This is a genomic window from Flagellimonas sp. S3867, from assembly GCF_014698935.1.
In the GTDB taxonomy this organism is placed as follows: domain Bacteria; phylum Bacteroidota; class Bacteroidia; order Flavobacteriales; family Flavobacteriaceae; genus Flagellimonas.
In genome coordinates this window covers 1006312-1026569 of record NZ_JACVMN010000001.1, presented here as the reverse complement: position 1 = coordinate 1026569, position 20258 = coordinate 1006312, and the positions used below count along the sequence as shown (strand labels likewise).

Genomic DNA, 20258 nt, shown 5'->3' with positions numbered 1-20258 from the left:
ATTGTTATTGGACTTGATCTATTCGGTCATTGGGACCATCCTGCTGCAAAATTTCAATGCCTTTTTGGATTGCAAGGTTGGTAGGGATAGTGATTCTTCGGTCATCGTCAGTTCGCATAAAGAGATAAAAGCCGCTTATATCCTCCACTTTTCCCGTCCAATCAAAGTCACTGTCCAATACCCTAATACGATCACCAAGTCGTAAAGGATGGCTAAAAAATAGTATAACACTGGCCGTTAAGTTTGATAAAATGGACCACTGCGCCACAAAGCCAATGCCCAGGATTGCCAAAACTGAGGAAATGAACACTGAGAATTCTTGTAGATTGACACCCCATATCAAGGTAATCAAAATAATGCCGATTCCGTAGAAAACCAGATTACTCAAATAGAAGATAATCTTTCGACTGTTGATGTCGATTGCACTTGTTCTTCCAAATCTTCTAATTGCACGTTTGCTTAGGAAATTAAGACCAAAAATGACAATTATGACAATTGCTGTGGTCAAGATTTCCTGTTTAAAAGACATTAAATCCACCATAGGTTGTTGTTTAGTTTATTGCAAATTACCCAATTCTGATGGCTAGGTAAAAAAAAAATCGGATTAGTCATTGAAACTGTTTTAAACCTCTTCTAAAAAAAAGTGGCATAAAAAAGTGTACAATGATAATGATCATGTTCTCCGAACAAGTGTCGCGGTAGTTTTGACAAATTTTTAAAACATAGCGCAATGAAAAAACTAGTAATTTGTATAATGGCTGTGCTACTTGGAGCCTCAAACTGGGCCTCGGCGCAAGAAGCATCTGATACCAACGGGAGTCCATGGCAGTTTAGGCTACGTGGAATTGTGGTAACTCCGGATGAGAGTGCCGATATAGAAGCCATAGGAGGAGATGTGTCAATATCTTCAACTGTTGTCCCCGAATTGGATATTTCTTACTTCTTTGATGAAAACTGGTCTTTGGAGTTGATTTTGGCTACGGCAAAACACGATGTGGAAGCTATCGGAACGGCTGCTGGTGATATTGATTTGGGCCATGTATGGTTACTTCCACCAACTTTAACGGGACAATACCATTTTACGGGAGGAGATTTTATTCCGTATTTGGGTGCAGGTTTAAATCTAACGCTGTTTTATGGGGTTGATGAGGGGCCCGTTGCGGACGATGTAGACTATGATACAGCAATTGGATATGCTTTTCAGGGTGGATTCGATTTTATGCTCAATGATAAATGGTTCTTGAATGCAGATGTAAAAAAGCTATTCCTTAATACCGATGCAACTGTAAACGCTACCACTGCACTTGGTGCAACGGTAGTTGCAGATGTAGATATCAATCCATGGATTATTGGTTTTGGAGTGGGAGTGAAGTTGTAATTTTTGGATATTTATTTAGTTGATTAAAAAACGACCTGGGCCATCAGGTCGTTTTTTTTATGAACTTTTAAGCAATCAAAATGTTATATATGCTGATCAATTAGAATCGCATTGCCATCTGGGTCGATTACCGTAAAACTTCCAGGACCAGTCACGTTTTCATCTGTCTCGGACGCCAAAGCAACGCCATTGGATTTCAAATGCTTTTGGATGGAACGTACATCATCAAAATTGGGTAATGTCTCTGCATTTTCATTCCAACCAGGATTAAAGGTGAGGATGTTATTCTCGAACATTCCTTGGAAAATACCGATAAGAGCGTTTCCATTCTTGAGAATAAAATAATTATGTTCTTTGCTTCCTGCAAATACGCTAAAACCTAACTTCTGATAAAATTCCTTTGAAGTTTCAAGGTCTTTTACGGCCAAACTAATTGAGAATGCTCCTAGTTTCATAGCTTTAGTCAAGGGTTTGAAAATGGTTAAAAAAAAAGAGCCACTGCTAAGTGGCCCTAGATAATTTATTGGATAATTCCCGTACAGGCCACTCGAGCCCCGGCTGCTCCACTTGGCTGGGAAGTGAAATCATCTACACCTTGGTGAACGATAACCGCTTTGCCCACAATATTTTTGGTTTCATCATCACAACCAATACACCATTCGGAGGTTGCAAAATCCACGGTTGCATTACCTTCCGCATCAGCTACAAAATTTCCGATATCTCCTTTATGATAACCACCATCGTCTCCCCATTTGGCATGTGGCTGAAAGGTTGGGTTCCAATGTCCGCCGGTCGATTTTCCGTCGGCCGATGAACAATCTGCCTTCTCGTGAATGTGGATGGCATGCTCACCTTCGGTGAGACCGGACAAGGTAGCTTTCATAATTACATTCCCATTTTCCTCGGTAAAAGTTACTTCTCCCGAAACGTTGCTGTCACTTTTGGGTTCCATTGAAAATGTAATTGTTTTTACCGCTACTACTTCCTTCTTTACTTCTTCAACGACCTCTTCCGATACGGTATCTGCTTCTTTTTTAACTTGTTTGCAGCTAATGGCCCCTATTAGAACAAGTCCCATAGCTATTGCATGTATTTTTTTCATTGTGATTGTTTTAGGTTTTTGATCAAGTTACTCATTATTTATACAGGTGACAATAGTTTTATTTCATAATAACCTCTCAGTTTTCATCGATGAAATGTAAAAAAACACCGACGAAATACTAATCTTTGCTTTGCTTCGTTATTTTGTATGAACTCTTTTATCAATTAGTTAAACAAAGTTTTAGGTGAATACCCTTGTTCAACAACCTTCAGATTATATCAATTTTCTTATTTATTGTAAGAAGAGAAAATCCTTTTGTAAGGGGTACCATCAGCTGAAAAAGGCTCGATTCAATGGACATATCGGGTATAATGACTATGTGAGGTCATTGCGAAAAATCCATAGAGCTGCGATAGAACTCGAACTACGCTACTTCGATATATTGTACATGCGACAATAGTTGAGGTATGTCTCTTATTCCAATAGTTTAGTAACCACTTGTGTTTGACTGTGCAATGTTTTGTGCACGGGACATTTGTCGGCAATTTGCATTATTCGTGCTTTTTGCTTTTCGTCCAGATTTCCTGTCAGTCTTATTTCCCTGTGAAAAGTGTCGATTTTGGCACTATCGATTTCACAATTTTCACAATCTTCCATATGTGATTTACTGTAAGAGGTATGAACTTCAACATTATCCACAACCCATCCTTTTCGCTTGGTATACATTTGAATGGTCATCACCGTACATGCAGACAAACTTGCTGAAACCAGCTCGTATGGCGAAGGACCGAAGTCATTTCCGCCATAGTTTTCCGGTTCGTCAGCAATCATATAATGATTCCCAACTTTCATTTGGGTGGTAAAGCCATCGGCCCCATCCAAACTTGCTACCACTTGGTGCTTGGTTTTTAGGCGCGTATCTTTTTTTATATCTGGATTCAAATATCTTTTGGCCCATCCGGAAATAACTTCGCCAACATATATGGAGTCTTCTTTTTTAGAAAGCAAATGATCGGCACCATCCAACGAAACAAAGCTTTTCGGATGGTGGGCAGAAATATAGATTTCCTCTGCATTTTTTATTCCTACCGTATCATCTTGGGGAGAATGCATGATCAGCAATGGTTTGCGCAAAGCCTTGGCCGTTTCAGGCAAGGACTTCGTCTCCAAATCATCTAAAAATTGTTTTTTAATGGTGAAATCCCTTCCGCTAAGGTTCACCACTGCTTTTCCTTCAGATTGAATTTCCTCAATACCACTTTTAAGGAGGTGTTTTACATGGACCGGATTTGAGGGTGCCCCAACTGTGGCAACCGCCTTTATTGAAGGAATCTCGCTAGCTGCAAATATGGAAGCGGAACCGCCAAGTGAATGCCCCACAATTAGGGTAGGGGCCATGTAATTTTTTTCCAGAAATTGTGCTGCAGCAACCAAATCTTCAACATTACCTGAAAAATTAGTGTCTGCAAAATCACCCTCACTTTCACCTAGACCCGTAAAATCAAAGCGCAGTACACCAAAACCATTTGCTGTTAATCCTTTGCTTATATTTTTGACCGCCAAGAGGTTTTTGTTACAAGTAAAACAATGGGCAAATACTGCAAAATTATGAGGATGACTGTCGGCCGGAAGCTCTAAACGCCCCACCAATGTCTGGCCTTGCTCATTTTGAAAGGTAATTTTTTGTAGACTCATTTTTGTTGAGTTGATTATATATGGCCTATCGAATAGTTAGTTATCCTTGGCCTTTCTTTTAAATACACCTCTTAGGTCGGGGTTATACGTTAAACCTATCTGTAATCGGTCAAAAACGGCCGTGCTAAATTGATTTCTCAAGTACCCGAATTGAACACTGCTATTTTGGGTAATATGCACCCCTAAAGCGACATATAATCGATTTTGTCCGAACAGATTATCCTGTAGATTAATGAACAATTCGTCATAAAAATTCAAGAAAAAAGTGTCGGTAAGTGGTAAGGTAAGTTGAATTCTATAACGAGCACGGTGTTGCGTGTCGGTACGATCTCCAAAATCCAGAAAACGCTGTTCTAATCTATAACGATGTTCAAAAAGGAATTCCCAAACCTTGTTCTTTAGAATAAATTGTTGAAATATGCGATGTTCCTTGGTATTCGTTTCACTGGGGAATTCCAGAAAGCTGGTATCAGTGGAGATAAAACCATAGCCTCCCGTAGCGATGGCGTTGGGATTGATATGATAATTTAACCCTGTTCTCAATAATAATTGATTGAAATTGGAGGTGGTTTCATAAAATCGAAATTGAGCTTCGGAATGAATGCTGAAACGTTCGGAAATCTTATTAGTACCAAAATACATATACCATGCGCCCAATTCATTTTCTCCGGGTTGTTGGGCTTGACCATAGAAGCAGGTGCTTGCAAATAGTAATAAAAACAGTCTTTTCATTAAAAATTCTATTGTCAGGTCGTGCGCAGTCACGACCTCGTTCCAATTGTTGTTAAACTTCCTCTCGACTGCGCTCGAGGAGACAATATTTGTCGTTTTAATCCAAAGTGAAAATTGTTGTTTCTTTAAACGGGGAAACCTCTAAAGCTTCAATGGATTCCCTATAGGGTTTCCAATCAGTATTGAAAAAAGAATTGGTTTTATCCAAAGCTGATTTTAATTCTTCTTTGGCAAATTGAAGCAGTCTTTTCTCAGTGGCGGTAACACCAGTTTTTCTGGTACCTACATAAAAGTTTGCGGTGTTCAACCGTTGCATGACCGAAATTTCAGGGTTTCGGGTAATACCCTGTCGTTTGTCCTCCTTACCTAGATAAAGTGCAATCACTGTATCAATTTGTTTTATAAGAGCTTTTGATGCGTCAACTTGTTCCTTATACTTTTCCTTATCCAATTCGTTTAGTTCCTTTTGATATTTATTTGCCAAATTTTTACTCTGTACCAATTGTTTCACGGCATCTGCGGCAGTTTGGATGTATTTTTCCAACTCCTTACCGGTGGCATATACTTCGTTTATAGATGCGGTTGAAGCCTTAAGTCGTGGGTCCGACTTAACCGTTATGTTGGTGGAATCTGTTGCTTCTCCATAATGGACTTTAACTTGATAGGTGCCTGGTTTAACATTAATGCCACCTGATTCTGATTTACTTTTGCTGATTTTTCTGGATGGTCTGTCTGGCCCTTTTTCATCAAGATTCCAATAAACTCTATGGAAACCAGCTTTTTTAGGTGTTTTATGTTTAAGGGTTCGTATTAGTCTATCACCATCATAAAACTTGAAGAAAATGGAATCTTTGCCTTTTTCTGACTTGACATTGTCCGCCCCGTTATCTTTTTTCTCTGTGTTTTCTTCCGTTTTGGGCTCAATTTTTCCTTCTTTTAGATAATAGGTGATCATGGCCCCAGGTTTTCTGTTTTCGCCGTTATAGAGGGCATCACCACCAAAACGGCTGCCTGTGGCTTGTTGATATGCCGCTAAATAAGCATCTGGACTATCAAAAAGGCTGATGTCCTTTTGCAAAATGGATGAATTGGATGCTAAAGCCCGTAATGGTCGAATATCGTCCAAAACCCAAGCAGCCCTTCCAAATGTTCCAATGACCAAATCATTCTCACGAGCTTGAATGGCTAAATCTTTTGTAGAAACTGTTGGAAAACCTTTAGTCCATTTTTGCCATTTATCCCCGGTATTGAAGGAGATATAAAGCCCATCATCCGTTCCCAAAAACACAAGGTTCGGATTCTTTGGATCCTCTACAATAGACAAAGCATAGCTTTCAACATCATTAGCATCCACAATTCTTGTCCAGGTTTTTCCGTAATCCTTGGTTCGGTAGACATAAGGTTCGTAGTTAAACCTTCTATAATCGTTCGCTACCAGTAAGGCCTCACCTTTATTGGTTTTAGAGGCTTTTATTTGCGGGATCCAACATCCTTGGGGCAATCCTTTTAGGTTTTTGGTCACTTCTGTCCAGTTTGAACCACCATTTTGGGTATAGTGAACACGTCCATCATCAGTTCCAACCCAGAGCATATCTTTTTCGACAGGCGATGGTTCAACCACCAAGATGGTACAGTAGTTTTCCGCTCCCGTGGCATCCATGGTAAGTCCACCACTTTCGTGCTGTTTTTGTTTCGTTTTGTCATTTGAGGTCAAATCGGGTGAAATAACCTCCCAGGTCAATCCTTTGTTGGTGGATTTATGCACAAACTGACTTCCAAAGTATACCGTACTATTATCAAAAGGATCTTGACCTATTCCTGCATTCCAGTTAAAACGAAGTTTGGTTTTTTCATCGGGAGGAGTTGGTCGAACAATATAGTTGTTTCCAGTTTTCCAATCGTATCTGGACACGAAACCTTGTTGACTCATTGCATATCCAAATTGATTGTCATCAAGATCGGGTACTACATCAAAACCATCACCAAAAGCTATTTCTTGCCAATAACTGTTACGTATGCCTTGGGCACGCCATGCGTATGCAGGACCTCTCCACGAGCCATTATCTTGCATTCCACCATAAACATTATAAGGGTATTCATTATCAATATTGATATGGTAAAACTGAGCTACTGGTAGATTGCCAATAAAACGCCATGTTTTACCTCCGTCTTTGGTTATGTTCAAGCCTCCATCGTTTCCATCGATCATAAATTGTCCATTCTCTGGATGGATCCACCATGCATGATGATCGGGATGGACACCATTGTCAACTTGGTACGCAGGCATCAATTGCTTAAAATTCTTTCCACCATCCTCAGAGACATTCACATAGGTGAAAATGGAATAGACCCGATTTTCATTTTGAGGGTCCGCATAGATTTCGGAATAATAAAATGGGCGATTGCCAATATCATTTTTGTCATTGATTTTCTTCCATTTGAAACCTCCGTCTTCCGATTTGTAGAGTGCATTTTTCTTGGCCTCGATCAGTGCGTATACAATATTGGGTTTGTTTTGGGCTATAGTTACCCCAATACGCCCCAGTTCTCCCTTTGGGAGACCATCTTCGTCGGTTAGTTTCTTCCAATTTGCTCCCCCGTCGTGGGTAATGTAAAGTCCACTTCCAGCTCCCCCAGACTTGAAAAACCATGGGTCACGCTTATGTTCCCACATGGCTGCAATCAATTTGTTGGGATTGGAAGGGTCCATGACCAAGTCGGCAATACCTGTTTTGTTGTTTACAAATAGAATTTTGCTCCAAGTTTTACCTCCATCTGTGGTTTTATAAACTCCTCGTTCTGGATGAATTCCCCATGGGGAACCAATGGCCCCTACATATACAACATTTGGATTGGTTGGATCAATGATAACCCTATGGATGTGTCTTGTATTTTCAAGACCCATGGATTTCCAAGTTTTGCCGCCATCTAGGGATTTGTAAATACCATATCCGCCATTTAGACTATTTCTTGGATTTCCTTCACCCGTTCCAACCCAAATTACCGAAGGATTGGATTGCTGAATAGCGACTGCGCCAATAGAAGCCGTAACTTCCTTATCGAAAATAGGTTCCCATCTGATTCCGCCAGAAGTAGATTTCCAAAGTCCTCCGGAGGCAGTGCCCACATACATGATATCGGGATTGGAATAGACCACATCTATAGATGTGACCCGGCCGCTCATACCCGCCGGACCAATGTTACGTGGCTTCATATCCTGGACTAAATCCATTGTAAATTCTTGTGAAAAAAGGGAGAGGGATGCGAAAAGCATCAATAGGGTATAGCAATGTTTCATTTGAGTTAAATTAGTCGCCTAAAGATACCAAAAACGGCTAGTGGATTTCTTAAAAAGGTGTTAAGGCCAACTTTGTAATAATCCTTGGTACATCACAGTAAAAACGGTTTGAATATTAAATTAAAAAGCTGTTTTTAAGCTATTTGGTTGATTTTTTGATGTAAAATTAGCATCTTTAAGAGGTTTCCTCCCATTGTCATCTTTACAAACCAACCTTATGAAACTTTCACTTTTTGCTTTTGCTTTGCTTTTTTCAATAAATTCCTTTTCGCAGGAGAGTTCGAATACCACCGGAATGTTTATACGAGTATTTGATCTTCAGGGAAATAAAATTGCCAAGGGAAAAATACAATCATTGGGGAATAAAGAACTTCAATTGAAAACCAAAAAATTGGCATTAAACTTACCAGTGAGCAATATTGGAAAAATAAAAACCGGAAGGTCAGGCGGCACCAATGTTGGTGTTGGAGCCTTGACCGGAACAGCTGTTGGGGTGGTTTTAGGTGTCGCAGCTGGTGAGGATGGCGGATTGTACGGAGCAACTTCAACAGGAGACAATGTTGCGTCCATGTCGGTCCTCGGTGCCATATTTGGCTCTGTTGCGGGAGGACTTTCAACTCTTTTTAAAAAGAATAAAAGCTTTAACATTGATGGTGATATTGAGAAATGGAAAGCATTTGTAAATACCATGTCTCCATGATAACTTCATCAAAAATGGAAAATTAACGGCTGGTCCTCGTTTTGATATTAGCTTCGCACATTTTAATTGTTTCCGAGATTCGTTTTTGTCTAGTTTCTTCCCTTTTTGCCTGATTTAACCAATATAGATAGCTTTTTCGCTGGCTCCTGGTGAAGTTTTGAAAATTTTCAAAAGCCATTTTATTGGCATCAAAAGCTTTTTGTAAATCTTTTGGAATAACACCATTTTCCACCTCGTCCAAAGCTGCCCATGAACCATTTTTTTTAGCAGCATTGATTACGGCAAGACCGCTTATATGCATGTGGTTATTTTTGGTAAGATCCTTAATATGATCTTTATTGACCTTGCTCCAAACACTTTTGGGTTTTCTTGGACAGAAATATTGTCTTCGTTTGCCATTGCCGAGACTTTTTACCGTACTATCAATCCAACCATAACATAAGGCTACACGGACGGCTTCTTCCCATCGCATGCTATCCATTTTATGGTCCACTTTGTAAAAAATCAAGTAGATTCCTTCAGATTTGGTATGGTTTTCATGTAACCAATCTCTCCATCCTGAATCATTTTTAAAATATAGCTCTGGATATTGGTCCAACTTATATCTTTTTGGTTTCTATATAAAAGTTGTTGTCAAAAACAAGGCTATCGCCCTTTAAAGCTTCAGTTTTCCAGTTTGAGTTAGGGAAAATCCAATGCTCTTTTTCATTTACGTAGACTCGAATTGGCATATCAAAATCATCTACTACGTTTACATACCGAAATTTTAGGGTGTTTCCTGAAAGTGAATATTCCAGCTTCGGAATCATTGTAGTTCTTAAATACTGATTAAAGAAAGCGGAGAGGTCTTTTCCGGTTTTTTCACTGATATAGTTTTCAATTTGTACTGATGTAACGGTTTGGTGGTAAAACTCTTCATTAACCCCTCTTAGAATCTGCCTCCACAATTCATCATCTTCAATCAATTGTCTTAGTGTATGCAACATATTTGCACCTTTGTAATACATGTCCCCTGAACCTTTCTTGTTCACGTTATAGGTTCCAATGATTGGAATATCGTTTTGGATATTATTGCGAGTGCCAATGACATATTCCGCGGAAGCTTTTTTTCCAAAGTGATAATCTAAATATAGGTTTTCAGAATAGGCGGTAAAGCTTTCATGAATCCACATATCGGCAATATCCTTGTATGTAATATTATTGGCAAACCATTCGTGTCCACCCTCATGAATGATGATAAAATCAAATTTTAGTCCCCAACCAGATTTGGATAGGTCTTTGCCCAAATAACCATTTTGATATTGATTTCCATAGGTTACCGAACTTTGATGTTCCATACCCAAGTATGGTACTTCTACAAGTTTAAAACTATCTTCATAGAAAGGGTAGGGGCCAAACCAGTGTTCAAATGCCTCCAACATCATGGAAGTTTGCTTGAACTGTTCCTTTGCTTTTTTCAAATTGTGGCGCAGTACATAATAATCCACATCCAATTCACCTTTTTCACCTTGATATTTTTCACCGAAATAGGCGTAATCCCCAATATTTACATTTACACAATAATTGTTTATAGGATTGGATACGAACCAGGTGTAGATTTTATTTTCTTTGTTTTCATCTACCCTTCGTAGTCTTCCATTTGAAACGTTCATCAACGTTTTAGGCACAGCGACACTAATACGCATACTATCCACCTCGTCGTACATATGATCTTTGTTGGGCCACCAAACACTGGCCCCCAATCCTTGGCACGAAGTTGCGGCAAACGGGTTTCCTCGTTTGTCCCTTTCCCATGAAAAACCACCATCCCAAGGTGCCCGTAAAGCCTTTTTTGGCTTACCGGAATACTTAACAATCACATGGTTGAAAGCCCCGGGGATTTGTTTCTTTTTCAATTTTACAAAATGTGCAGCCCCTTCAGAAGTGAAATCTAGTTCTTGCCCGTCTTGGGAAATGGATGCAATTTTCAAGGGTTTTTGTAAATCAATTTGTAGCACATCGGCTTCTTCTAATACTTTGTATCGTATCACGTTATGTCCTCCGATGGTTTCCGTCTCAGGGTCAACCTTGATGTTGAGATCATAATAATTCAAATCCCACCACGCACGTTCTGGAGTTATGCTCCCTCTAAGCGTATCTTGTCTGGTAAAATTTTGGGATACGGAAAAATGCGTTGCGCATAGTAACAGAATAAATGTGAAATAATGTTTCATATGTTGCTATCAAAACTTTTGACTGCTCCTTTGACAACACATCGACAGACTCAGTGTGTCAGTATTTAAGATTACAGCTTTATTATCTAAAGATTTTGTTGGGAAAGGTTACCGGGCTTTCATGTCCATCTTTTCCCACGGATGCGACTCCGAAAAAGAAATTATCAATAACAATACCATTTAGGACGTATTCGGAAACATCACCTACATATTTTGAATTGTCCCAGGTGGGAGAAGTAGTGTTTCTCCAATATATTTTATAACCAACGGCACCTTCTATCTTATTCCATTTTAGTTTGGCCGAAGGTTCAACAATTCCACCAATTTCAACTGTAGAAGGGGATGGGGGAGCCCAGGCAATTGATGCTAAATTGATAGCATTGACGGAAGTTAGTTTCTTTGCATACTCAAAGTTTACATGTTCCAATACGTCTCCATAGGCGATACCATCTTCTACCCGAATATCTTGATGTTGTTGGGTGTAGTTTTCATGGGCTTCCATGATTCTAATCCCAGCGAAACCAACATCGTTAAAAGGTCTGTGATGCCCGCCTCTTCCGAAACGATCTAAGCGATAGATCATCATAGGGTTCATTTCGGGCATGTACGTTTTTGTGGTTTTGTGCACATATCTGGCCAATTGACGGGAGATGCCATCAACTTCACCTCCGTAAAACCGTCTGGCTCGGCGTTCGTCTTCAGTTTCGGTATGAGGTACAGGTTCGGAGAAAATACGGAAATCACGGTTGCTGACCACTCCGTCAACTCCTGTGATGTTCCCGATCATATCGTTGTTTAAGATTCCAATGATTTCCCAACCTTTTGCCTTGGCGTGGGCTGCCAAACCTTTTCCTCCGAAAAGCCCTTGCTCTTCCCCAGAAAGTCCAACATAAATAATGCTGTTTTCAAATTGGTAGTTGGACAAGACCCTCGCTGCTTCAATAGTACCTGCCATACCACTGGCATTGTCATTGGCTCCTGGAGAGTCCGATGTAAAATTGTTGGGATCACTGACTCGGGAATCGATATCCCCGCTCATTATGATAAAACGATTCGGGAATTTGGTCCCTCTTTGTATGGCAACCACATTAACCACCCAAACATCCTTAACAATTCTTGCGCCTTCTCCTTTTTTTACCAAGTTTTTTTGGTAAAATACCTCAAGACATCCGTTACATTTGGACGAGGTCTTCTCAAATTCCGATTTTATCCATCTTCTTGCTGCACCAATTCCACGGGTTTGCGAAACCGTATCGCTCAAAGTATGGCGTGTTCCGAAGTTGGCCAAAGTGGTGACATCATTTTTTATTCTTTCTACGGAAACATTGTTAATGATATCGTACAATCTAGAATCAGACTGTGAATAAATAGGTGCAAGGCAAAATAGCACCAATAATAAAGTGTAAAATTGCTTCATCTTTCTAGCATTTAATTTCCAATAAGCTCAATAAAAACACCATCGGGATCCTGGACAAGTATAAAAGTTTTTCCATCTGGGAGTTCGATAGGGGTTTCTCCCAATAATTTAATGTTGTTGGACTTTATTCGTTTGAGTACACCTTCAACTGATTTTAGAAAAATAGTGGTGTACCGCATGCCGTTACGCTCTTGTATATACTTTTCTGGAGTATTCTTGTCATTTTTGAAGGACATCAACTTATACTCCGTTGCATTGGGGTCGTCATATAACTTTAGCACCTTTACATCAAAAGGAACCCCTCCGGTTAAACCGGTACTTTCGCCAATGGGTCCAGTTACACTGAACTCACCGGTTTGTTTCATGCCAATTACCTCGGTGTAAAAATCAAGGGATGCATCCAAATCAGAAACAATGACTCCTAGTGAAATATAGGGCTTGTCAAATTCAGTTTCTGCTTGACCAAAGCTGAGGGTAACGGTCAAAAACAGGCAAAAGGGAAGAATATATTTCATGAGCTATCAAGTTTTGTTTTTAAGAAGTGCATGAATGTACTAAAAATCAGTAAAAAGATAAGAGCAAATTAAAGAACAATATCTATTTGGTGTGGGTATAATTCCTTTTTACAATGTGATGGGCTTATCTTAAAAAAGTGACTTTCGCGATCTTGCCATTTTCCACTTCATAAATGGCTACTGCGCCGAAACTTGAACCGTTGGCAGTTACAAACTCTTCGTCAATTACCTTATTGCCAATAACGATTCTATTCTTGATTTCGCAATGCAAATCTGGAGTTGATTCGAAAAATTCTTCGTAGGAGGCCTTCATCTTTAGGGTACCTTTTTGAGCGAGCTTGTTAGGAAAGTTAAGCAGTTCAATATCATCAGAAAAAGTGGCCATAAAGGCATCAATATCCCGTGCATTGTAGGCATCCAACTGTGTTTGCACCACTGATTCTGAATCGTTGGTCTCCCGATCTGGAAAGATAAACCGCATGGAGTCTATAAAACCATTTTTGACCTCATAAATGGCTACTTGGTGTCCTTTGCGCCCGTCTACCCGGCTAATTTCCTCGTCTATTACCGTATTTCCAATTTGAATGCGGTTGACCACTTCGACCTTGGCATCTTTAGTATTCTGATAGAAACGATCATAGTTTTCGGTCATTTTTTGCCTCCCTTGATACATTGTTTCATTAGGAAAACGTTGGACAAGCACATTTTCTGAATAGCAGGACACAAAACCTAATAAATCCCTATTGTTGAAAGTACTTACCTGTCTGTCAATTAACCTAAATATGGATTCTTCTGCCACAAATGCCAATCTGGTTCTGTTCTCATTTACCGCGATACGACTAATGTTATTGATTTCTTCCTGTTGAAAAAGCATTACCGTGCTCCATTCCTCTTCGTTTTCAGTATTTAACTTCATCAATGATTTTCCGATTCCAGATAAAATAGTAGTGGCATTCAACCAACAGATGTCCTCACTTTCTTCCGGAACATTGGCGATGTAATTTGTAATTCCAGAGTTTGGGTCAAGGGATTTTATCTGCCAAGGTTGCTCAGTCTTGCTTATATAGCTGATTAAATTGGAGTTTGGAATTTTTGAGAGCGAACGACCCACATTTTTTCGAAGGGTACGATTGGTTCCATCTTCTAGATTGCTCATGACCAAATCCAACCGATTACCAACTAAAACGGAAGAGATTAAAATGTGGTCGTTGTACCATAAATGGTAGGCAACTTTTAACTCATCAAGAATTGGGACAGGCTCTCCTGTAATCAAATTATATTCATAAAGCAGTTGTAATCCATTCAAATCCAATCGGATGGCAGAAACCGCATTCCTACCTGGAATCTTCAAAGGGGAATATTCACTGCCCGTAGGGGTGTTGGAAATCCAGGAAGATGTACTTCCCGCTTCAATATTGAATCTTCTGATATCAGTTTGGTCAGCCCTTGTCGAGGAAAAGAGAACAGTATTGTTGTCTAAAAATGAGGGTTGATTGTCATACCCTTCATTGTTCGAAATATTCTTGGGATTGGTCAATACCGGATTTCCCTGTTCCAAAGACAAATCGAACAGATAAACGTCTGTGTTCACCTGCCCATACGTAGAAGTGGTGAGCAGGAAAGCAATCAAGAATCTGGGGTTCATTTTATGTTGCTAATCTTTTTAAAAGTGTTCTTACGCGTTTGGTGCTTTCAACATGGTATTTGGCCTGGGTTTTCTTTAACCCCACTTTGACCGTCACCGCTGAATCAGGCAGTTCTTGAAACATAAATTCATCTGTCCAATCATCACCTATAGCAAGAACGAAATCATAGTCGTCCTCACTTAATATACGTACAGAAGCCCTTCCTTTGTTCACATTGCTGCTCTTTATTTCAACAACTTTGTTGCCGTTTAGGACACTGATTTCATCATTTCCGATAAGACTGGTCAAAACAGTATTGAGTTCTGTGGCTCTTTTTTGCCCAAAATCGGGATCCGTGCTTCTATAATGCCATGCCAATGAATAATTTTTCTCTTCAATAAAGGAACCTGGAGTACGATCGACAAACGATTCCAAAACGGGCTTGATTTTTTCCATCCATTCGCCCTTTACTTTTTCCAAAAGCTTGAATTCTTCACCATCCTTCGAAATCCAAACCCCATGCTCCACGATCATATTATATTTTTTGGGCAGAAACCAACGGGTAAAGGTTTGTTTGTCTCTTCCACTTATCAGATAAAGCGTAGTGTTTTTTTGGTTCTGAAGCTTGTCCAGAAGTTGATATAATTCATCATCGGGAGATGCCTTTTGGGGATCCTTGTGAAATCCCGTGAGCGTTCCGTCATAGTCCAAAAATAGCAGTCGTTTTTTGGCTTTTTTGTAATCTTCGTGCACTTTACCCTGAATATTATCGGATAGTTTTTTGGATTTTCGTGTGAACTCTCCTTCACTTTTCCGATTCAATGCTCCCATAAATTCATTGGCCCATACCTCAACATTATAGCGTTCCAATCGGTTTTGAAGGAACATATTTCGCGCTACTTGCTCTTCCCGGGGCATGGTAATCGCTTTTTTCAGCGTATCGGCCTGTTGTTCGAAATTATTTGGATTGATCAATAGGGCTTCGTTCATTTCATAGGCAGAACCGGCCATTTCGCTTAGTATTAGCACGCCAGTTTTGTCAATTCTGGTTGCAATGTACTCTTTGGCAACTAGATTCATCCCATCTCGAAGTGGGGTCAACCAAGCGATATCGCTCGAGGTGTACAGGTCAATTAGGTTTTCAAACGGAAGCGAGCGATAAAAATACCAAATAGGCGTCCAATTTACAGTTGATAGCTCTCCATTTATTCTGCCCACCAACTCATCGATTTCTTTTTTGAGCAATTGATATTGGGGAACATTGGAGCGTGATGGTACGGCCAATATGATTAATCGGACTTTTTCTTTGTATTCGGGATATTTGTTCAAGAAATATTCGAAGGCGTTGATTCGTTTTGCTATTCCCTTACTATAATCCAGACGGTCTATGGACAAAATGAGCTTGGTATCCGGGGCAGATGCCTTATGATCATCCAATTTCATTTGAAGGTCACTGCGTTTCTCCTTGATGTTCTTTTTGTTGGAAATGGCGGCATCCTTAAACTTTTTATAGTCGATGCCCATTGGGAAAGAATCAACCTTAATTACCCTATGATCTAAGTAGATATCATTAAAACTGACATCGAGCCCTAAAAGCCTTCTGACCGAACTTAAAAAGTGACGCTCGTAATCATACGTGTGAAAGCCAATTAAATCCGAACCTAAAAGTCCTTCTAGAATTTCTTCCCTCCAAGGTAATGTTCTAAAAATTTCATAAGAAGGAAATGGAATGTGTAGAAAGAAACCTATTGAGGTATTGGGTCTTTTTTTCCGAACCATTTGTGGAACCAACATGAGTTGGTAATCGTGTACCCAAAGGGTATCATTTTCATCTGAATGTTCTATAATTGCGTCTGCAAATTTTTGATTTACAGCCTTGTAAATGTTCCAAAAATCGAGTTCAAACTCAGAATATTCCAGAAAATAATGAAAAAGAGGCCAAATCGTACGATTGCTAAATCCAAAATAAAACCCCTCCATTTCCTTTGTAGTAAGATTTACTTTGGCACAACCATGTTGTTCCAAAGCTTTGTCAATCTTCTTTTCCAATGAAGGCGGGGTCTCTTCCTCTGTAAGGCCTGACCACCCTATCCATAAGCTTTCGCCACCACTATGTACAGATTTCATGCCGGTGGCCAAACCTCCCACACTAGGAATTGCATTTAGGCCACCATCACTTATTTGTAACTGTACTGGCAGTCTATTGGAAATAATTATAGTTTTACTCATGAAAGGTGATTTTAGGACAAAAATGTAATAAAATTCCTATTTTTTCGATTTATAAGAAGGTAAAAACCTACAATAACCAACAGAAATACAAATCCTTACTATGGATAACCTAAATTACGGAATAATTGGAAACTGCCGAAGTGCTGCTTTAATTTCAGACACAGGTTCCTTGGAATGGTGTTGTTTGCCACAATTTGATTCAACCTCTGTGTTTGCCAAGCTTTTGGACCAAAAAAAGGGAGGTAGTTTCGAAATCCACACAAAATACAATTACGAAATACATCAAGAATACCATAGAAATACAGCCATCTTGGTAACACGTTACTCAGATGGGGAAAATACCTTTGAGGTGCACGATTTTATGCCGAGGTACCACAAACTTACCGGAAAGTACAACGCTCCACCAGAAATTGTGCGCTATGTGAAACACATTTCGGGCACTCCAAGATTCAGTGTGCTTTATGATCCCAAGCTTGAATACGCCCAGGGTCAGACGAGCCATCATATAAAAAAGAATTTCGTGGTCAGTTTGACCAACAAGCAAAAATTTGACACCTTGTTTCTCTATACCTCCTTCAACAAAAGACAGGTTTTAGAGGGTGATGAAATCCTTTTAAAGGAGGATGGATATTTTTTGGTCTGCTATAATGAGAAAATCTTTAGGCCAACCACCGAAAAAATATCTTTGGAGCTCGAACGAACCAAAATCTATTGGTTGGATTGGGTTGATAGGACACCTACATACAAGCAATTTAATGCCGAAATCATGCGGAGTGCCATAACACTAAAATTGCTCACGTATGACAAAACGGGTGCGGTTTTGGCGGCAGCTACAACCTCGTTACCAGAAACTATTGGTGAGGTACGAAATTGGGATTACCGATTTTGCTGGATCAGGGATGCTTCCATGGTTATAAAAGTGATGGCGGAGCTCGGACATAAGAATTCTGCCAGAAGATATTTGCAGTTCATTATTGATTTGATGCCCGATAAGGATGAGAGATTGCAGATAATGTATGGCATAAACCGGGAAAAGACGCTTACAGAAAAGACCTTGGACCATTTGGATGGTTACAAAGGTTCAAAACCGGTCCGAATTGGAAATGCGGCGTACAAGCAAAAACAAAATGACATTTATGGCATTTTGATGGACGTTATTTACGAACAATTAGTGACGTTTGAGAATGATATTGAAAATGGAGAGGACTTGTGGAGCATTACCAAGGGTATTGTTTGGATCGTAAACAAACATTGGAGAGAACCAGATAAAGGAATTTGGGAATTTAGAGGAGAGGACAGGCACTTTACCTTTTCAAAAGTACTGTGTTGGGTGGCATTGGACAGGGCCATCAAAGTTGCAAAAATCTTTGGTAAAGAAAGAAAAATAAACGAATGGACGCTACTTGAGCAGGAAATAAAAGAGGATATTCTGGAAAATGCGTGGAATCCTAACATCAATGCTTTTGTACAATCTTATGGATCAGACCATTTGGATGCTTCAGTTCTGCTGATGGAATCTTATGGATTTGTACATGCCAAAGACCCTAAATTTATAAGCACGGTTAAAGCAATTGAGGAGGATTTGAACAATGACGGACTGCTTTACCGATATAAAAATGAAGATGATTTTGGACTTCCTTCGTCCTCATTTACCATATGTACTTTTTGGTTTATCAACAGTCTATTTAAAATAGGGGAGGAGGATAAGGCATTGGCCTATTTTGAACGTTTGTTGGGTTATAGCAATCATCTTGGGCTATTTAGTGAGGACATTGATTTTAAAAGCAAACGCTTGCTAGGTAACTTCCCACAGGCCTATTCCCACTTGGCCTTGATTGAATGTGCCATTAACTTTTCAAGAAAGAAAAGTGAGGAAAAAATCTTGGAATCCATTAGCTGACCTGACTAGCAATGAGTTTTTTTGCTGAAGTTTTAATCTTTTCCAACAGAGCTATAAGGTGTTCCGTGGTTGTAAATGGGTTCATCAACGTGGTTCTGAGATAATGAATGCCGTTCAACTTGGTCTGTACCAAATAGAACTCCCCATCCTCTAATAGTCCTTGACGAATTGACTGATTCAAACTATTGGATTCCTTCAAAGACAAATCTGATAGTACGTATCTAAAGCACAAAATGTTGGACATGGGTTCCACAGCAAGTTCAAAATTGCCCTCTTCTTTAATGATTCTTGCAAATTCCTTTGCTAAATCATATTGACGGGTAACATAAGCATCAAAGGCTTTTTCACCATATAGTTTAAGGAGGATATACCAATGCAGGCACATCATGTTTTTGGTGCACTCAAAAGTTCTACGTCCACTATTGTACCATTCATCTTCTTCGGTTTCGTTTAGAAGATAATCCGCTTTTTGACTGAAGGTATGATTGGAATGTGCCTTGTTTTTGAACAATAATGCCGTTGTAATTGTAGGCATCATTAGCATCTTATGGCCATCAATCACCATGGAATCTGATTTTTCAGCGCCTTTGAGCAAATGCTTGTATTTTTCGGAAAATATGGCCGCTCCGCCATGAGCACCATCCACATGGAACCATAAATTATGCTTTTCCGCAAATCTTTGTATCGCTTCTAAATTGTCGTAAGCACCAGTGGCTGTTGAAGGCGCACTGCCTACGATAGCAAAAATTTGTATGCCTTTTGCCGTGTTTTTTTGATGGTATTCCTCCAATTTTTCAATATCCATGGCAAAGTTTTCATCAGCAGGAATTTTGATAATACCTTGCTCGCCCAACCCCATAATTTTTGCTGCCCTATCTACACAATAATGCGCTTCTTCACAGACCATTATTCCTAGAGGACGTATATGTCCTTCATTCCAAACATCATGTAAAACCTTAGCTTTTCTGGCCGAAAGTAAAGCGGTTAGATTGGCCAAAGTACCTCCAGAAGTCAAAAACCCACCAGAGCTTGAACCATATCCAACGGTTTTACAAAGCTTTTCTGTAACAATTCGTTCTATGGCATTTGGAGACATCCCCATTTCGTAAACGGCCATGCCATTGTTCAACAAATGGCTTAACATGCCGGTTAGCAGCGTAATTGGAGCAGTGACGCCAACTTGATGGCCTACATATTTTGGATTGTGGGTATGGGTCGTCCTATTCAAAATTTCAGAAAAGAAATCCTCTTCATTTCCTTTTTCCAAAAAATCTTTCCAAAAACGGAGTTCATTTTCAGGTTCGTTCCATGTTAAGGTTTTTTGTTTTTGTCCAGACAAAGAAGCTTCTAGATGTAGAGAAACTAGAGCCAGCAATCGTTCACTTTGTTTTTGGAAATTCTTGGAGTCGTATAGTTCGTGTAAAATGGATTCCTTCATGGGATAAAGTTACTTTCTTTTTTACTTGGATTTTCTCTTTCCTATTACTCACCATAGTTAAAAAAGACATAAAAAA

At 39.6% G+C, this 20258-nt stretch carries 16 protein-coding genes; 3 read left to right on the top strand and 13 right to left on the bottom strand.

Annotated features, from left to right (window positions below):
* Nucleotides 1–4: 4 nt before the first annotated feature.
* The gene (locus IAG46_RS04625; RefSeq protein ID WP_190809145.1) at nt 5–541 is read right to left on the bottom strand and encodes a mechanosensitive ion channel domain-containing protein; all 537 of its coding nucleotides are present in this window, start codon (nt 539–541) and stop codon (nt 5–7) included.
* 189 nt (nt 542–730) lie between these two features.
* Between IAG46_RS04625 and IAG46_RS04620 the strand changes: the two genes are divergently transcribed.
* Complete coding sequence (locus IAG46_RS04620) at nt 731–1378, top strand: OmpW family protein (RefSeq protein ID WP_190809144.1); 648 nt, start codon at nt 731–733, stop codon at nt 1376–1378.
* Nucleotides 1379–1461: 83 nt separating this feature from the next.
* Here IAG46_RS04620 and IAG46_RS04615 read toward each other — a convergent pair whose 3' ends face one another.
* The 5 genes from IAG46_RS04615 to IAG46_RS04595 form a co-directional block, all read right to left on the bottom strand.
* Entirely contained in the window at nt 1462–1833 is a 372-nt protein-coding gene (locus IAG46_RS04615; RefSeq protein WP_190809143.1) for a VOC family protein, read from the bottom strand.
* Between the two features lie 65 nt (nt 1834–1898).
* Nucleotides 1899–2480: a superoxide dismutase family protein gene (locus tag IAG46_RS04610; RefSeq protein WP_190809142.1), complete on the bottom strand. Its 582-nt coding sequence runs from the start codon at nt 2478–2480 to the stop codon at nt 1899–1901.
* Nucleotides 2481–2894: 414 nt separating this feature from the next.
* Entirely contained in the window at nt 2895–4115 is a 1221-nt protein-coding gene (locus tag IAG46_RS04605) for a bifunctional alpha/beta hydrolase/OsmC family protein (protein ID WP_190809141.1), read from the bottom strand.
* Between the two features lie 36 nt (nt 4116–4151).
* On the bottom strand, nt 4152–4847 hold the full coding sequence (locus IAG46_RS04600) for a DUF2490 domain-containing protein (RefSeq protein ID WP_190809140.1): 696 nt from the start codon (nt 4845–4847) through the stop codon (nt 4152–4154).
* Nucleotides 4848–4944: 97 nt separating this feature from the next.
* Entirely contained in the window at nt 4945–8145 is a 3201-nt protein-coding gene (locus IAG46_RS04595) for a hypothetical protein (protein WP_190809139.1), read from the bottom strand.
* Nucleotides 8146–8362: 217 nt separating this feature from the next.
* Here IAG46_RS04595 and IAG46_RS04590 point away from each other — a divergent pair, with 217 nt between their 5' ends.
* Nucleotides 8363–8845, top strand: coding sequence for a hypothetical protein (locus IAG46_RS04590; protein WP_190809138.1), 483 nt, complete (start codon nt 8363–8365; stop codon nt 8843–8845).
* Nucleotides 8846–8867: 22 nt separating this feature from the next.
* Here the strand turns inward: IAG46_RS04590 and IAG46_RS04585 are convergent, their stop codons facing one another.
* The 6 genes from IAG46_RS04585 to IAG46_RS04560 form a co-directional block, all read right to left on the bottom strand.
* Nucleotides 8868–9443 (bottom strand): YdeI family protein, encoded by a 576-nt coding sequence (locus IAG46_RS04585; RefSeq protein WP_190809137.1) that lies wholly within the window; start codon nt 9441–9443, stop codon nt 8868–8870.
* A 1-nt stretch (nt 9444) separates the two neighbouring features.
* Nucleotides 9445–11058 (bottom strand): M1 family metallopeptidase, encoded by a 1614-nt coding sequence (locus IAG46_RS04580; protein ID WP_190809136.1) that lies wholly within the window; start codon nt 11056–11058, stop codon nt 9445–9447.
* An 82-nt stretch (nt 11059–11140) separates the two neighbouring features.
* The gene (locus tag IAG46_RS04575; RefSeq protein ID WP_190809135.1) at nt 11141–12475 is read right to left on the bottom strand and encodes a M28 family peptidase; all 1335 of its coding nucleotides are present in this window, start codon (nt 12473–12475) and stop codon (nt 11141–11143) included.
* 11 nt (nt 12476–12486) lie between these two features.
* On the bottom strand, nt 12487–12990 hold the full coding sequence (locus IAG46_RS04570) for a VOC family protein (RefSeq protein ID WP_190809134.1): 504 nt from the start codon (nt 12988–12990) through the stop codon (nt 12487–12489).
* 124 nt (nt 12991–13114) lie between these two features.
* Nucleotides 13115–14635, bottom strand: coding sequence for a nuclear transport factor 2 family protein (locus tag IAG46_RS04565; RefSeq protein ID WP_190809133.1), 1521 nt, complete (start codon nt 14633–14635; stop codon nt 13115–13117).
* Between the two features lies 1 nt (nt 14636).
* Nucleotides 14637–16844: a bifunctional alpha,alpha-trehalose-phosphate synthase (UDP-forming)/trehalose-phosphatase gene (locus IAG46_RS04560; protein WP_190809132.1), complete on the bottom strand. Its 2208-nt coding sequence runs from the start codon at nt 16842–16844 to the stop codon at nt 14637–14639.
* A 100-nt stretch (nt 16845–16944) separates the two neighbouring features.
* On the opposite strand from IAG46_RS04560, the gene IAG46_RS04555 reads away from it, so the two are divergent.
* Entirely contained in the window at nt 16945–18744 is a 1800-nt protein-coding gene (locus tag IAG46_RS04555; RefSeq protein ID WP_190809131.1) for a glycoside hydrolase family 15 protein, read from the top strand.
* Here IAG46_RS04555 and IAG46_RS04550 read toward each other — a convergent pair.
* Nucleotides 18737–20182 carry an aminotransferase class I/II-fold pyridoxal phosphate-dependent enzyme gene (locus IAG46_RS04550; RefSeq protein ID WP_190809130.1) on the bottom strand — a complete coding sequence of 482 codons (1446 nt, stop codon included), beginning with the start codon at nt 20180–20182 and terminating at the stop codon, nt 18737–18739. The two genes, IAG46_RS04555 and IAG46_RS04550, sit on opposite strands and share 8 nt — an antisense overlap.
* Nucleotides 20183–20258 lie beyond the last annotated feature (76 nt).

Bases quoted from the DNA above. Each gene is read 5' to 3' on its own strand.
- IAG46_RS04600 (WP_190809140.1), bottom strand. From the start codon at position 4,847: ATGAAAAGACTGTTTTTATTACTATTTGCAAGCACCTGCTTCTATGGT.
- IAG46_RS04580 (WP_190809136.1), bottom strand. From the start codon at position 11,058: ATGAAACATTATTTCACATTTATTCTGTTACTATGCGCAACGCATTTT.
- IAG46_RS04595 (WP_190809139.1), bottom strand. From the start codon at position 8,145: ATGAAACATTGCTATACCCTATTGATGCTTTTCGCATCCCTCTCCCTT.
- IAG46_RS04590 (WP_190809138.1), top strand. From the start codon at position 8,363: ATGAAACTTTCACTTTTTGCTTTTGCTTTGCTTTTTTCAATAAATTCC.
- IAG46_RS04565 (WP_190809133.1), bottom strand. From the start codon at position 14,635: ATGAACCCCAGATTCTTGATTGCTTTCCTGCTCACCACTTCTACGTAT.
- IAG46_RS04560 (WP_190809132.1), bottom strand. From the start codon at position 16,844: ATGAGTAAAACTATAATTATTTCCAATAGACTGCCAGTACAGTTACAA.
- IAG46_RS04570 (WP_190809134.1), bottom strand. From the start codon at position 12,990: ATGAAATATATTCTTCCCTTTTGCCTGTTTTTGACCGTTACCCTCAGC.
- IAG46_RS04555 (WP_190809131.1), top strand. From the start codon at position 16,945: ATGGATAACCTAAATTACGGAATAATTGGAAACTGCCGAAGTGCTGCT.
- IAG46_RS04550 (WP_190809130.1), bottom strand. From the start codon at position 20,182: ATGAAGGAATCCATTTTACACGAACTATACGACTCCAAGAATTTCCAA.
- IAG46_RS04610 (WP_190809142.1), bottom strand. From the start codon at position 2,480: ATGAAAAAAATACATGCAATAGCTATGGGACTTGTTCTAATAGGGGCC.
- IAG46_RS04575 (WP_190809135.1), bottom strand. From the start codon at position 12,475: ATGAAGCAATTTTACACTTTATTATTGGTGCTATTTTGCCTTGCACCT.
- IAG46_RS04620 (WP_190809144.1), top strand. From the start codon at position 731: ATGAAAAAACTAGTAATTTGTATAATGGCTGTGCTACTTGGAGCCTCA.
- IAG46_RS04605 (WP_190809141.1), bottom strand. From the start codon at position 4,115: ATGAGTCTACAAAAAATTACCTTTCAAAATGAGCAAGGCCAGACATTG.
- IAG46_RS04615 (WP_190809143.1), bottom strand. From the start codon at position 1,833: ATGAAACTAGGAGCATTCTCAATTAGTTTGGCCGTAAAAGACCTTGAA.
- IAG46_RS04625 (WP_190809145.1), bottom strand. From the start codon at position 541: ATGGTGGATTTAATGTCTTTTAAACAGGAAATCTTGACCACAGCAATT.